At 35.0% G+C, this 14,076-nt stretch carries 13 protein-coding genes; all 13 read right to left on the reverse strand.

Annotated features, from left to right (window positions below; all coding sequences use genetic code 11):
- Positions 1-30: 30 nt before the first annotated feature.
- The 13 genes from LRP84_RS07485 to LRP84_RS07540 all read right to left on the reverse strand — a co-directional run bounded on the left by LRP84_RS07485 (position 31) and on the right by LRP84_RS07540 (position 13,994).
- Positions 31-1,206 (reverse strand): zinc metalloprotease, encoded by a 1,176-nt coding sequence (locus LRP84_RS07485; RefSeq protein WP_230574509.1) that lies wholly within the window; start codon positions 1,204-1,206, stop codon positions 31-33.
- 171 nt (positions 1,207-1,377) lie between these two features.
- Positions 1,378-2,541: an HD-GYP domain-containing protein gene (locus tag LRP84_RS07490; protein ID WP_230574510.1), complete on the reverse strand. Its 1,164-nt coding sequence runs from the start codon at positions 2,539-2,541 to the stop codon at positions 1,378-1,380.
- Positions 2,542-2,792: 251 nt separating this feature from the next.
- Entirely contained in the window at positions 2,793-4,028 is a 1,236-nt protein-coding gene (locus tag LRP84_RS07495; protein WP_230574511.1) for an ATP-binding protein, read from the reverse strand.
- 261 nt (positions 4,029-4,289) lie between these two features.
- The gene (locus LRP84_RS22545) at positions 4,290-4,451 is read right to left on the reverse strand and encodes a hypothetical protein (protein WP_367890487.1); all 162 of its coding nucleotides are present in this window, start codon (positions 4,449-4,451) and stop codon (positions 4,290-4,292) included.
- A 634-nt stretch (positions 4,452-5,085) separates the two neighbouring features.
- Positions 5,086-5,316 carry an excisionase family DNA-binding protein gene (locus LRP84_RS07500; protein ID WP_230574512.1) on the reverse strand — a complete coding sequence of 77 codons (231 nt, stop codon included), beginning with the start codon at positions 5,314-5,316 and terminating at the stop codon, positions 5,086-5,088.
- 185 nt (positions 5,317-5,501) lie between these two features.
- Positions 5,502-6,143 carry an L-fuculose-phosphate aldolase gene (locus LRP84_RS07505; RefSeq protein WP_230574513.1) on the reverse strand — a complete coding sequence of 214 codons (642 nt, stop codon included), beginning with the start codon at positions 6,141-6,143 and terminating at the stop codon, positions 5,502-5,504.
- Between the two features lie 32 nt (positions 6,144-6,175).
- Positions 6,176-6,961: a DeoR/GlpR family DNA-binding transcription regulator gene (locus LRP84_RS07510; RefSeq protein ID WP_230574514.1), complete on the reverse strand. Its 786-nt coding sequence runs from the start codon at positions 6,959-6,961 to the stop codon at positions 6,176-6,178.
- 53 nt (positions 6,962-7,014) lie between these two features.
- Entirely contained in the window at positions 7,015-8,061 is a 1,047-nt protein-coding gene (gene mtnA, locus LRP84_RS07515) for an S-methyl-5-thioribose-1-phosphate isomerase (protein ID WP_230574515.1), read from the reverse strand.
- A gap of 12 nt (positions 8,062-8,073) precedes the next feature.
- Entirely contained in the window at positions 8,074-9,306 is a 1,233-nt protein-coding gene (gene mtnK, locus LRP84_RS07520; protein WP_230574516.1) for an S-methyl-5-thioribose kinase, read from the reverse strand.
- A 223-nt stretch (positions 9,307-9,529) separates the two neighbouring features.
- The gene (locus LRP84_RS07525; RefSeq protein ID WP_230574517.1) at positions 9,530-9,952 is read right to left on the reverse strand and encodes a sulfatase-like hydrolase/transferase; all 423 of its coding nucleotides are present in this window, start codon (positions 9,950-9,952) and stop codon (positions 9,530-9,532) included.
- A 217-nt stretch (positions 9,953-10,169) separates the two neighbouring features.
- On the reverse strand, positions 10,170-10,778 hold the full coding sequence (locus tag LRP84_RS07530) for a class I SAM-dependent methyltransferase (RefSeq protein ID WP_230574518.1): 609 nt from the start codon (positions 10,776-10,778) through the stop codon (positions 10,170-10,172).
- Between the two features lie 541 nt (positions 10,779-11,319).
- Positions 11,320-12,426 carry a M20 peptidase aminoacylase family protein gene (locus LRP84_RS07535; RefSeq protein ID WP_230574519.1) on the reverse strand — a complete coding sequence of 369 codons (1,107 nt, stop codon included), beginning with the start codon at positions 12,424-12,426 and terminating at the stop codon, positions 11,320-11,322.
- A gap of 281 nt (positions 12,427-12,707) precedes the next feature.
- Positions 12,708-13,994 carry a transcriptional regulator gene (locus LRP84_RS07540; RefSeq protein WP_230574520.1) on the reverse strand — a complete coding sequence of 429 codons (1,287 nt, stop codon included), beginning with the start codon at positions 13,992-13,994 and terminating at the stop codon, positions 12,708-12,710.
- Positions 13,995-14,076 lie beyond the last annotated feature (82 nt).

Genomic DNA, 14,076 nt, shown 5'->3' on the forward strand with positions numbered 1-14,076 from the left:
AAACTCATAACAGTTCCTCTTCATCTCTGACTATTCATTTCTATATTTCTTTCTCCATGAATACAGAAGAAGGCTAAACATAACTACAGTTTGCAACATAATAATCGCCGCATCCCAAAAATATAAATTCGACATTGGTTTTTGCAAGTTAGGAATAGTTTGCTTCATCATATACACCGCTTGCGGAATATAAAACATAACTGCCAATGTAATTGTTACAGTAACGCCAATAACATAAAACAGGCCATAAAAACGAACAATCTTCTCTTCGCCATTAAACAATTCACTATTGTTTACACGGAGTTTTGGAACAAACAGACCTTTTATATAACGCTTTCCATTCTCCATTAAATTATAACAAGCCGTCATATTTTCAAACACATAATACAAATCTGTTTTCATATATATGCAGCATTGATATGCCATACGTAAAGTAGTATCAAATACAATAAGTGCAAGAATCCCTAATAATACTTGTGAATGGATTGGAAAAAGAAGTTGAATTATTAAAGCAATAAATAAAATAACTGTATCAAAACTCATTCCAGCTAAATACAGAATGTTTCTCTCTTTAGCAGGCAACTTCCAAACAGATGACATATCTGTTTCAAGTACAACGAAAAACAACCGGTGTCCAAATTCAACCTTTGTCGGAAAATCATACGCCCTAACCGCAAGCACATGTCCCATTTCATGAATAAACACCAAAACAAATGTAACAAAAGCCAAAACTAGAATATTAAACGTCATTACATTAAACACAAACAAATCTTTATAGTTTGGCAATAAAGATGGATTTACGATAAACAAAGCGATATTCACTACAAAAAGAATCGCATAGAGCAGCATTGTCTTTTGAGTAAAAAAGAACTGACCAACCTTTGGAGAAATCCATGAAAACCCTAATTTCTCCTTCTCTTTCTTACAAACTATTTCCTCACCATCTACTGATTGAACAAGCTCTAAATCTAGCAGTTGCTCTGCAAAATCAAGCATATCGACGTCTTCTTCAGGATACTGTTCTTGTAATTTCTCTTCTACTTCTCTTAAATTGAATCCCTTTTGAATCATAGTAATTGCATCAATACAGATTGGAGGCATTTCATAAAATTCACCAGTTACTGCATCTTCAACAATGTAGTTTTTTTGATCATGACGGATTTCTATGTTATGTAATATTAATGTTAAGTCATATATTAGTTTCATAGTACTCACCTTTTTCTACAACAGCTGAAATAAATAAAAAAGGATGCTTCGCATCCTTTTTTATTTGTATTTTCATTCCCACCATGGCCAATTGCACCACCAGCATCCTGTCAACTTCACTTTGTTTAGTTTACGAATTTTCATACCTTCACCTCCTTTTTAATTAACAATTTACATCTTTTCTTTACAAGATAATTTTTGATGAGTTTCTTTCCAAGCAGGATACACTTTTGGAAACAATTCCACTAGATAGGGATCAAACTGTGTCCCGTTCCCTTCAACAATTCGTTTATACGCTTCTTCTAGTGGAAGTGCCGCTCGGTAAGATCGTGAAGATGTCATTGCATCAAAAGCATCTGCAACTGCTGTAACACGAGCGAGTAATGGAATTTCAATTTCTTTTAATTGATCTGGATACCCATTCCCATCCCAGCGTTCATGGTGAGAACGAATCACACTAATTCCTCGTTGTAAACCTTCTACTCCTTTCATCGCACCCGCTCCAACAGTCGTATGCGTTTTAATAACTTTAAACTCTTCAGCCGTTAAACGAGAAGGTTTTGTTAAAATATGATCTGGAATATGTATTTTTCCAATGTCGTGAAGTAAACAAGCATAATAAAATTCTTTTAATTCATCTGCCTTAAATCGCCCTGTTTCTTTCGCCAATATAAGTGCATAAGCAGCCACTCGTTCACTATGTCCTCTCGTATAAGGATCCTTTAATTCTAAAGTTGCAATAACTCCTTTTACTAACGCTTCTAATTGTCTATCGTATGAGTTTTTTATAACCCCTACATAACGTTTAAAATGCTTTAACAATATATAAGCTATAATAGATAACAAGAATATAGATATAACCGGTAGTACAACAGTAAATGATTGTAATACTAATCCAATTAAAAGATATTTACCTAACACTCCTAAAACAACGAACCAAAAAAAACGTGTGTTTAGAAACATAGGCGTGAATAAAATTGCAAATAACTCTACAATATTGCCACTTGCATATGCTCTTGGGTGCATTAAATAACTTCCTAAATCCTCTATAATCGTTAGTAGGGTATAAACACTAAAACAAATATATTTTATTGATTGTTCATTATTTTTTTTAAAAACATAATACATCACTGGTAATAAAAGTACCATAATAATATAAAACCACGGTCCCATAAAACTTGTAGACGTTGTGCTATTTTTCATAAAGTAAATAGGAAATATGTAATTACATAAAAAATCATATAATATAAAACATAAATAAAATAATGATATAAACCATTTGACAGTATTTCGTTCTTCCATTCTCACAACAGAACTAATTTCTAATTTCACCATATTTCCCTCCATTAGATGCACGTACTCTAAGAAGTTATATTGTTTATTTTAATATGCAGCTACATAGTTAAGATGACCAATCATAATAATTCGCCATTTATCGACATTTTCCTCTATTATAAATGAAATATTTTCTAAATGAAATAGATCGTCCCCCTCTTTAACCATACTTTTACATTTTATTTACTCATAATCATGTATAAAAAAACTCTTCTTTCATCGTTTGAAAGAAGAGTTTTTTATACATATATTTATTTTACCTCTGCCACCGGCAACATAACATTTACCTTTGTCCCAACGCCAATCTTGCTTTCAAATACTACTTTACCTTGATGCTCTTCAATGATTTTATATGTAACCATTAGTCCTAAGCCCGTTCCATTTTCTTTTGTCGTATAAAAAGCTTCACCTATTTTATCTATTTTCTCTTGATCCATTCCACATCCTTCATCAATAACACTCACTACAATCTGATTATCATGAACTAAATTTGCTTCTACAATAATATTACCGCCATTTGGCATAGACTCTATCGCATTTTTAATAATGTTAAGAAATACTTGTTTCATTTGTTTTTCATCACATTGTATAGATGGTAATGTTTTATCGATCATTGTCGAAATGGTAATGCCATATTGCGAAGCCGGCTGTTCTACAATATAAATCACATAAGCTAAAATATCTTTTATATTATGTAATTTATATTCTCTCTTTTTCGGCTTTCCAAGGACCATTAATTCACTAACAATCGTATTCATACGCTCAATTTCTTGCACCATAATGTTATAATACTCGACATCTTCAGGATGTTTTTCTCTCTGCAATTGCGTAAATCCTTTTAATGCTGTTAATGGATTACGGATTTCATGTGCAATCGTAGTCGCCATTTTTCCAACGACTGCTAGTTTTTCAGCTTGCTGCACTTCTTCAAATATTTTTGTAATAGTACGTACATACGATTTGAAACGTGTTAACAAAATAAAGGATATGATTGCGAGAATCGCACATAATACGATTGGGATAATAACCGTTGATATATGTAAGATAATCCCTAAAAGGGCATATTTCCCAATCATACCGAGCGAGACTAACCAAAAATATCGTTTATTCACAAAAAGGGGCGAAAACAGAACGAGAAACTGTTCTACTGCATTCCCACTTGCAAATTTTTGTGAGGCCCCTAGATAAATCATTATACTATTAAGTAAATCAATAAAGGTATATCCGAAAAATATGATATACTTTACAGCATACGGATTTTTCCTTTTTATTAAGTAAATTCCAATCGGCAATAACAGAAACATGAAAATATGCACTCCAAACCCTAATCCGCCTTCTGGAAAACCGATTGGCCGATCATCTATTTTCATTGCCGGATAAATAAAATAAAATATGATATCATAAGAGAAAAAAATAATATAAAACAAACTTAAAAAAAGCTTTAATGCTTTAATTTCCTCTTTTATGAGCATATCAGCTTTGTCCACGCTAAAACTCCTTTATACATAGCATCAATTTTATATACTACTTGTTATTTTATAAGAAAAAAACAAATTTATGAAACTATTCTTTCTAACATAGATTGTTATTCATTAAACAAATTTTGTTTTCTTAAATACTTTATTGATTCCCTCAACATAAGAGTGAAAACACATTAATAAAATATACGCCGCCCAATACTACAGTAGAGATAATCATTGTCATCAAATTATTCGGTTGTTGAGATACAGTAATAATTATACTGTACTTTATAACGTTAAAATCCAAAAATACCTTTTACTTATAAAAATAGGAACAAAGAAAGTTAACACAACTTCTACAAAATTTCCACTTTCCAATTCAGCATCATCTCTTAAATACATTCGCACGTTACGGAAAATATATCCAAATAAATACCCTATTAAATATATATTTCACGACATGTAGAATTTCTTTCTTTACACAATATATGCTAAGTAATAATAAAAGTAAAATGATCATACATAAAAAATAATATAAGCAAAATTAAACACCCATAAAAATAACTTGGCACTCTTCATTTCTTCTTCAAACAATATAGTATTTGGATTCACCTTAGACTCCTTTGCGTGTTTATATAATTGAGAATAAAAAATGTTTCCAATGTTTTATTATATCGATAAAAAAACAACCTACAATCCTACTTTAAAAATAAAGTGAAACTTCCATCAATGGGGGGTTTTCTTCATCCCCCACTGATGGTTAGTTGAACCAATCGGGCTTTTACGGGCAGTTATCCCCCACCTATCTTCTTCGCTTCTCTCTCAATCTTGAGGTGGGGGTCTTACTGCCCGTTAATGCGGGATAAAAAGAAAGAGAACTATTTCTAATTTGTTGTATCTACAATTAGAAATAGTCCTCTTTCTATCCCTTGTTTTCTTCCACTACTCTTAAATAGCTTTTTTATTTTCTTCATATATGGTTTTACCTGAAGTAGGCTAATCTTTCTGAATCCTATTTAATTAAGCCTTTTTTCTTCTATGACTAAAATCAATAATTAATTCATATTTTCTAAGTACACGATTCCTAGTCCTCGTCTTTCACATCGATATCTTCAGGAATTGGTTCGTTTAATATTTCTTCTACTAACTTTTTATATTTCTCCATTTGTTCTAAGTGCGTATTAAATTGCTCTTTATTCAGCAAGTACTGTTCTCCATCATGGACAGCACGAATACGTTTTTGTTGGATTAAGCTTTCAATATACGATTCTGGCATACTTAAAAATTCAGCTGCTTCTTTTATTGTTAAATACAATCTTTTCAGTCCTTCCCTATATAAACGAAGTAAATGAAATTACTCCTTCTTATTAATCAATTCGCCTTCCGTTCGTATAAACTTTACCACACCCAATGCGTATTTGGGAGATAACAATGCAGATATATGTTCAAATTGTATTCTATATAAACAAAAGATTAGGGAAATCAATCCCTAATCTTTTATTACTTTTGACCGTACGTCTCAAACTTCTTCGCTAATACAGCCATTTCTTCCTCTGGCAATAGTTTCGGTTCTCCAATACATTTCGTTTGATAATAAATTTGCGCACAAAATTCTATCTCTTCTGCGACTGTAAACGCTATTTTAATATTATGTCCCCCTGCAATTAGTCCATGATTCGCAAGTAAAACAGCGCGGCGATCTATCATTCCTTCATAAGCTGCTTCTGCTAATTCTTTCGTACCGAATGTTGTATACGGTGCACAGCGCACATTTGGACCTGCAAAAGCTACTAAATAAGAAACAGCTGGAAGCTCCCACCCTAATGATGCAATTGTTTTTGCATAAGGAGAATGTGTGTGCACAAGTGCATTCAAGTCGTCTCTTTTTTGATAATAAATGAGATGCATATCAAGCTCACTAGATGGTCTTCTTGTTCCCTCTATAACATCTCCATCTAAGTTCAGTACAACCACATCTTCAGGCGTTGTCTCAAAATACTCTAATCCGCTTGGACTCATCGCTATAAGGCCTTGTTCACGATTAAAAATACTAATATTACCGCCTGTCCCCTTTGTTAGTCCGCTTGTGATTAATTTCTTTCCATACTCTACAATTTCTTCTCTCTCTTTTTGTAGTAACATATACATCCTCCTCAACGGGACACTTGTTATGGCTAGTTTGCTACAATAACTGGTATTCCATATTTTTCATAGCTTGTAATACATTCTTGCTGCATCGGTGTAAGTGGTATAAGTTCATCTGTAATAATTTTTGTAATACGCTGCTTATCACAGACTTCAAAGAAAGCGACCTTTCCAAGCTTTGTATGATCCATCAGAACGATGACTTCATTTGCCTTATTCACTATCGCCTGCTTCGCTTCCCCTTCATCTATCGCTGTATCTGTTAAACCTTCACGGAAGCTTAGCCCTTTACTTGAAATAAAAACTTTATCAATATAAATCGATTGAAGATATTGATGCAAGGATGCCCCCATGACAGATAATGATTTTCCTCGTAAAAAGCCGCCAAGTAAGATCACTACAATGTCTGGTGCATCTGCCAGCTCAATTGCAATGCTCAAATTATTTGTTACAACTGTAAGGCTTTTGCGGTCTTTAATGAACTTGCTTACCTCAAGCGCCGTTGTACTTGCATCAAAAGCTATTACATCACCATCTTCAATGAGCTTTGCGGCTTCTTTCGCAATAGCCATCTTTTCTCGCTTATTACTGTTTAACCGCTCTTCCATGGAAGCTTCATATACACGCTTCGTTTTCAGCTTTACACCGCCGTAGACCCGAATAACCTTACCATCCTTTTCAAGCCTCTCTAAATCCCTGCGTATCGTCATTAATGACACTTGAAAGACATCACTTAAATACGAAACATCTGCGTATTCCGTCTTCTCAAGCATCTCAATAATTTTATTTCTTCTATCTGCTGGTGAATTAGACATGATAATCGATCCTCTTTTATTTATTTTCTTATATGTCTAATATGCAAAATTTATTATTGCTGAAATAACTTTTTTAAGTTCTCCGCAAACGGTGGACGTACAATGCCCTTCTCTGTAATGATTGCGGTAATATTCTCATGCGGCGTTACATCAAATGCTGGGTTGTACACCTTGCTATCTTGCGGTGCTGAATATTGTCCAAAGCGGTTAATAACTTCAGAAGCATCGCGTTCTTCAATCGGAATCTCTTTCCCCGTTGGTGTTTTCAAATCAATTGTTGGTGTCGGTGCTGCTACATAAAATGGAATGTTATAATACTTTGCTAAAATAGAAACACCTAACGTTCCAATCTTATTCGCTACATCACCGTTTGCTGCTACGCGATCACATCCGACAATTACTGCATCAATTTTCCCTTGTGACATTACCATCGCTGCCATATTATCGGTGATGACCGTTACATCAATGCCAGCTCGCTGCAGCTCTAACGCTGTTAGTGTAGACCCTTGTAATCTTGGACGCGTTTCATCAGAATAAATTTTTAAATCCCAGCCTTTTTCCTTGGCTAAATACATCGGTGCTGTTGCAGTTCCGTATTTTGTTGTCGCCAAAGCACCCGCGTTACAATGCGTTAACACACCCATACCATTTTGAAATAACGTAAGTGCATGTTCACCAATTTGACGGTTAATCTCCTCGTCTTCTTTATGAATCTTTTTTGCTTCTTCTAACAATCTATTTTTCAAATCTTTAATAGATAAATGAACATTTTCTTTTGCAACGTTCTCCATTCTCTCAAGCGCCCAAAATAAATTTACAGCTGTCGGTCTTGAAGTCGCCAAATAAGCACATACTTTTTCAACTTCATTTATAAACAGCTCTATTGAATTTTCCGGTATTTCTTTCACTCCTAAATACACACCGTAAGCTGCTGAAACTCCAATCGCTGGTGCACCGCGCACCTTCATCACTTGAATTGCATCCCATACGCTCTCTGCTGTTGTAAAAGATTCATAGACAACCTCATTTGGTAATAAAGTTTGGTCTAATAAAACTAAAGCGTCATCTTTCCATTGAATTGGTATTAATTGCTCAGACATAATCTTCTCTCCTTACTTTGTGTTAAGTGACAGTGCTTGTATTTTTAACGTTTGTAAAAAATCATTGCCTATTTTGTGCGTACTTGCCTGTAAAATAAACAACTTCGCAGCTTGCAAACAAATGCGTTCTGCTCTAGCACGAGCTTCTTCATCTGCAATAGATATGATATCCTTTACTTTTGCTAAACCAACAATGCGGCGAATTAATTCAAGACCAGTAACAGCCGCTGTATCTTCTAGGACAGACTGTAAATACAAACGACTAAATCCTTCTTCTTTTGCCATAATGTCTGTAACATGCGCATTCCAAGTTTCTAAAAATTTTACTGAAAACAGATCAATTACATCCGTAATCGTAGACTCCAACCAGTTCATATAAGCATCTTTTTCTATCCCAGAAACCATTGTCGCATCCGCATTTGCCCATGCAAATATTAAGTTTGCCACAACATTCCCGATGTCATATCCCATCGGTCCATAAAACGCAAATTCCGGATCAATCACCTTTGTAGAATCTTTTCTTACAAATACAGAACCAGTATGCAAATCTCCATGCAGCAAAGCTTGTGCATTTGTCATAAACGAAAACTTCAGCTTCGCCACTTCCATGCGAAGTGCGTCATCACTATATATATGCTCTCGAATCCAGCCTTCATTTAAAGAAAATAACTCATTTCTTTTGTTATGATCTGTAAACGGCTCAGAGTACACAAGATCTTCTGTAATCTCACATAACTCCGGATTTATATAGTTCTTCACTAACTCCTTTTTCTCTTTATGATTCATTACCACATCTGATGTTAATAGCAATGTATTGACCATAAAGGTCGTTAAATCATCTGCAAGCTTTGGAAAGATTTGATGATTCATAAGCGCAGTACGAAGAATCGTATGATCTGACAAATCTTCCATCACACAGCAATTCATTACATCATCATACAAATACACATTCGGCACGAGCTTTGGTGCCAGCTTCCCCTCTAGCTGGAGCACATCTGACTCAATGCGAATACGATTCGTAGATAATTTAAACTCATCAGAAATACGCGCCGTATCTCCTGCTTGCTTCACAATAACAGAAGTTCCCTTCTCTTCATCCCAAACACGGAACACATAATTTAAATTACCATCCCCAATTTCCTTGCACTGCAAGCGCTGTGCATCTTCGAACATCGACACCTTTTCCATCACATACGGTATTACATCACTAGCTTCCATTAAAAAATACTTGGTGAACTTAGACATAAATTTCCCCTCCGCAACAAATGTAAACGTTTTCTTTAAGCCGTAAAAAATAATAGATTGATACTATTTTATTCAATCTATGTTACAAATTGTTCTTTTTGAATTATTTTTTGTTCGAAACGAACATCTAGTTTTTATTATATCTCGTTAAGGATGGGAGTCAATATTTTCCTATATAAAACAAAAGGCTCTTTATGTATCCAAAAGCTTCTTGTTCATTTTTTTAATATAAGAAGCAGGCAATCCATCTTGTAACTGCTACTTCATGCCCAGGAACCAAGTGCCACTTTCCAACCATATATGTAGCCATCCCATTCAACTTTAAGATTTCAGCTAAAGTGGCAGCAGCATCTGAAATTCTCCCTCGTTTATTAGGGTATTGAGGTCCCCAATCTAGTTCAGTTATAAATCCCATCCCCACAGAATGGCAGTTACGGCCTGTTAAAAGACAAGCACGAGTAGGAGAACACAAAGGGGCTACATTAAAATTATTGTAACGCAGGCCATTTTCAGCTAATGAATCAATATTAGGTGTTTCAATCTCTGAACCAAAGCAACCTAAAGCCGAGTAACCCACATCATCTAAAACAATATATATTACATTAAGCGCAGATTTTTTATTGGAACTTTCAAGTCCTGTCCTCAATCCCATTACCATCTTTCCTTTCATACTGACAAGGTTTGTAAACAATGGATCATATTAAGTAATTTATTAAAAGGACAATTTTATCATGAATATTCTAGTTAAAAAGAAATGGCAAAATGATGAGTCATATCATCCTTGTAAAAAAGTGCTCTCTTTCAGACATCATCCAAAAACATTTATCATACTAAATTTCACTTTATCGATTTAACATCACTGTCTAATACGCTAATCGATATATCAAAAACCGCTCATTTAAATTTCGTTCATACAAACCTGGCAGTATAACTTCCTCTTTCAATTCAAACGAGGTTTGATTATCTAAAAAATAGATATAATCTTCTGATGGATAATATAACACTAGTTCTATTTCCCGTTCTACTTCTTCCACTGAAAGTAGTATGTTATTTATCACATTCATAAACACTTGCACCGAAAACGGATTAAAAAAGTAAAACTTATTATCCAGGGGATCAATCTCATACTCTTGCGCCAAGCAACAATGAAAATGAATTTTATCTTTACTTTTTTTAGCCTTCTTCAAATAACTTTTTCTATTGTCCATTGCTTCTTGATAGAAAGTCTCGTTCATTTCTATCCCTACTACAGATGCCTGACAGAAATGGTGGATATAAAAATTCAATCGTCCTTTTCCGCATCCAAAGTCAACAATTTGGTCATTACTTTTCAGTTCATACTTACTAAATAATTGTTCTAGTGCAAGATACGGTGTTGGTTCATAACGATGATAATGCAAAGACTCGTAGAACCCCTTTTGCTCTCCTACTGTTTTTATGTTTAATACTGCATCATAATATTGTTCGTTCATTTATTGCTCCTTCTCTCTAAAAAAAGAATCCTAATAAAATTAGGATTCTACTTATCATTCTTTTTTAATCAAGCCACATATCATATTCACAAATTATATCAGACAAAACATGTGTGATATTAGTAAAAACTGAAGAACATACATAGAAGAACCCTTGCTCGTTGAAATGATTTTTTAAAATCATTTCAACTCCTTTCCATGCCGAGAACATTTATGTGAATGCTATTCGCTTTCACATAAATTAAATCTTATATTTTTCCAATGACATATAATCCAATTTTATCATATACAAAAGTTTCGAACCTGTACCATATGAAAAAGCTACCCTGAAAAGGACAATCGTTTTTGACCTTTTCAGGGTAGCTTTCGTATCTTCAAATAGAAACAATATTATCCCGCATTAACGGGCAGTAAGACCCCCACCTCAAGATTCAGAGAAAATCGAAGAAGATAGGCGGGGGATAACTGCCCGTAAAAGCCCGATTGGTTCAACTAACCATCAGTGGGGGATGAAGAATCCCCCACTGATGGAAGTTTCACTTTATTTTAAAACTTCCAATACCGTTTGCTTCAATATTTGCACGCCATCTACTATACAAGCGTGATCAAACGTCATGTGAGGATGGTGTAATCCTGGCTTTAAATTCGCACCTAATCCTAACATGACAGCTTTTAAGTGCGGCTTTTTAACCGTATAATAATGAAAATCATCACTTCCTGCTGTGCGAAGCGATGCGGTGCAGCCCTCTGCGCCATACGTTTGCAGAATTCCCTTACGAAGGAACTGTTCTGCTTCATCTGATACCACTGCTCCCGGTACATAATCGACCCATTCATAAGAAATCTTTACACCCATCGATTCAGCTGATTGAATAACTTGTTCTATCTTTTTCTTTAACTCTTCCAACAGCAGATTGCTTTCTGCCCTTACATCTAAGGCAAACTGACCGTTCCCTGGAATGATATTTAAACTTTCACCACCAGCTTGGCATCTCGTCATTTTAACGGAATATGAATGTTGTGGTGAAAGCCATATATTTTTCAATCCAATGTTAATCATCGAAATTACATCGATTGCGTTCACACCTTGGTGCGGCCGCGCACCATGAGCGTCAGTTCCATATATATGGGCTTCTAAAAAGTCAGCTGCTCCATGCCGAATGGATGGTGCTGCTTGTTTCAATGATAATTCCTCTATTGGTCGTAAGTGAATACCGAATAAGAAATCGGCATCATCCACAACACCTTTCTCCACCATCTTCAGAGCTCCGCTTCCTTTTTCTTCTGCAGGCTGAAAAATAAATCGAACCGTTCCTGTTTGCCACTCTGCATTTTTTAACTGTAAAATAAGTCCCATCACAATTGTCATATGACCATCATGACCACATGAATGATTTGCTTTGAACTCCCCATCTACCTCTTGCCATAATGCATCCATATCAGCTCGAATGGCAACAACTGGTTTCCCACTTCCCATTTCTGCTACTACTCCAGGACAATCATCAAATGTTTTATAAGAAATTCCTTCTGCCTCTAAAAATTTTGTAATATAAGTAGTCGTATTATGTTCATGCCAACTCACTTCAGGATGCTCATGTAAATATTGAAAAATTTCGTTTAGACGCTCCTGCAAATCTTCTCTTTTCAACTCGATGCTCCCCCTTCTATACGCAAAACAATTCTCTTAAGGCTGTTTTGAAATGACATTTACTCCATACTAAAAAGCCTTTTGTTTTTCAAAAACATATTGAATATTCATTTAAATGTCAAGCGACACTTCTCCCCGTATCGATGAATGTTCCACCTTTTCGCTATATACTGCTTCCAACTATTTCATATTGAATTACTATCTTAATATATACGTTAACTTATCTTTGCATCCCTACACTTACCAAGACAGCAAGGATAGTACTAAAAAAGAACAAAAAGCTACATTAAAGACGTAGTATGAAAAGAATAAATAGGAAGCTTTAGCTCATAAAGGGCGCGAGGACGTCCTTGTTGATAGGGCATCTCCTCACCGCAAATATTTGCATACCCTTGATCAACCAATTTCTTTAAAATACGCTCTGTTGTGCGTCTTGTTACTTGTAAATACTCCGAAAGGTCGGCTGCTGTAAATTGAAGTGATGAACGAGACTGACTAAATTGAATGATTTTCGATAAATTTGCCGGACTAAGCTTTGTTTCTTTCGCTATCTTTAATAGTTCTTGGTCATCATTTTTAAGACTCTGGACTTTCTTTTCTTTTGGAAAAGGACCGAACAGTTCTTTTTCATCCGTTAATATATAACAACAGCTTTCCATTTGATTGTTTGTTGCGAAACTTTGAGCAATTTTAGCGTTTTGTTCCGCTTCTTTTACTGTTCTCCCGTAGCCAAATCCGAGCACTATAGGATCTTTCGAATTGCTTAAAAAGTTTTGAAGGGAACTTCTTTTTATAAGTGCCTCAATATCACCACGCGTCGTATACAAAATGTATGAGGTGTCATCTACTTGACGAAATGAACCGTGAATTTCACGAGCAAACGTATCGAGATGCTCCGTTGACATATAGTGTGATGCTGGGAATGCTATCACACATGCTGCAACAGTCGCTGAATAACTTTTCGCTAATTGTGCTTTTGCTTTTGCATCTTTTAATCCTTGTATAAGAGCTTTTGTCGGATCAAGCATTCGCTGTGAAGGCACACCAAGTTCGATAAGTTTGTCATAGACAGCATGAACACTCGTTAATGCTAAATCAACCAATCCTGACTGGTACCGAGAGTAATGAAAATCAACAATCGCTTTTATTTCAAACATATTCGGTAACATATCTTGATAATCCATAACATGAGGAACCCCTGTAATCCCGATATCAGTGAAAACATTTGTAACGAAAGATGAATTCACTAAATCAATTGAAACTCGCTCTGGTTGAATGTTTTTATGGTGTAAAATGAAAAGTAAAGAAGATGCAAGTACCATTTCGCTTTGCTGCAAATAAATACTTGGAATTCGTAATTGTTCTCGCATTTCTTTTGAAATATAATAAGGTATAACACCGGAGAAGAAGATCACATCACACGGCTTTAAATGCCGAATAATTTCCGAAGATTCTTTCGGATGAGAATAAACATAAGGCTCAATCTCTATATCTTCGACTTGGTGGGCAACAGCCACAAGGTTCTGAATAGACTCTTGTGTACCAATAACCGCAATTTTTATCATCATTTGTTCAAACTCCTTATAACTATTTAACGACTATTTAACGACAACTATATCAAATGCACAAGAGCATTGTAAACAGAAAGGG

Origin of the sequence: Bacillus rhizoplanae, from assembly GCF_917563915.1 — a bacterium.
Classification (GTDB): Bacteria; Bacillota; Bacilli; order Bacillales; family Bacillaceae_G; genus Bacillus_A; species Bacillus_A rhizoplanae.

Bases quoted from the DNA above. Each gene is read 5' to 3' on its own strand.
- LRP84_RS07485 (WP_230574509.1), bottom strand. From the start codon at position 1,206: ATGAAACTAATATATGACTTAACATTAATATTACATAACATAGAAATC.
- LRP84_RS07490 (WP_230574510.1), bottom strand. From the start codon at position 2,541: ATGGTGAAATTAGAAATTAGTTCTGTTGTGAGAATGGAAGAACGAAAT.
- LRP84_RS07505 (WP_230574513.1), bottom strand. From the start codon at position 6,143: ATGTTACTACAAAAAGAGAGAGAAGAAATTGTAGAGTATGGAAAGAAA.
- LRP84_RS07510 (WP_230574514.1), bottom strand. From the start codon at position 6,961: ATGTCTAATTCACCAGCAGATAGAAGAAATAAAATTATTGAGATGCTT.
- mtnA (WP_230574515.1), bottom strand. From the start codon at position 8,061: ATGTCTGAGCAATTAATACCAATTCAATGGAAAGATGACGCTTTAGTT.
- mtnK (WP_230574516.1), bottom strand. From the start codon at position 9,306: ATGTCTAAGTTCACCAAGTATTTTTTAATGGAAGCTAGTGATGTAATA.
- LRP84_RS07530 (WP_230574518.1), bottom strand. From the start codon at position 10,778: ATGAACGAACAATATTATGATGCAGTATTAAACATAAAAACAGTAGGA.
- LRP84_RS07540 (WP_230574520.1), bottom strand. From the start codon at position 13,994: ATGATGATAAAAATTGCGGTTATTGGTACACAAGAGTCTATTCAGAAC.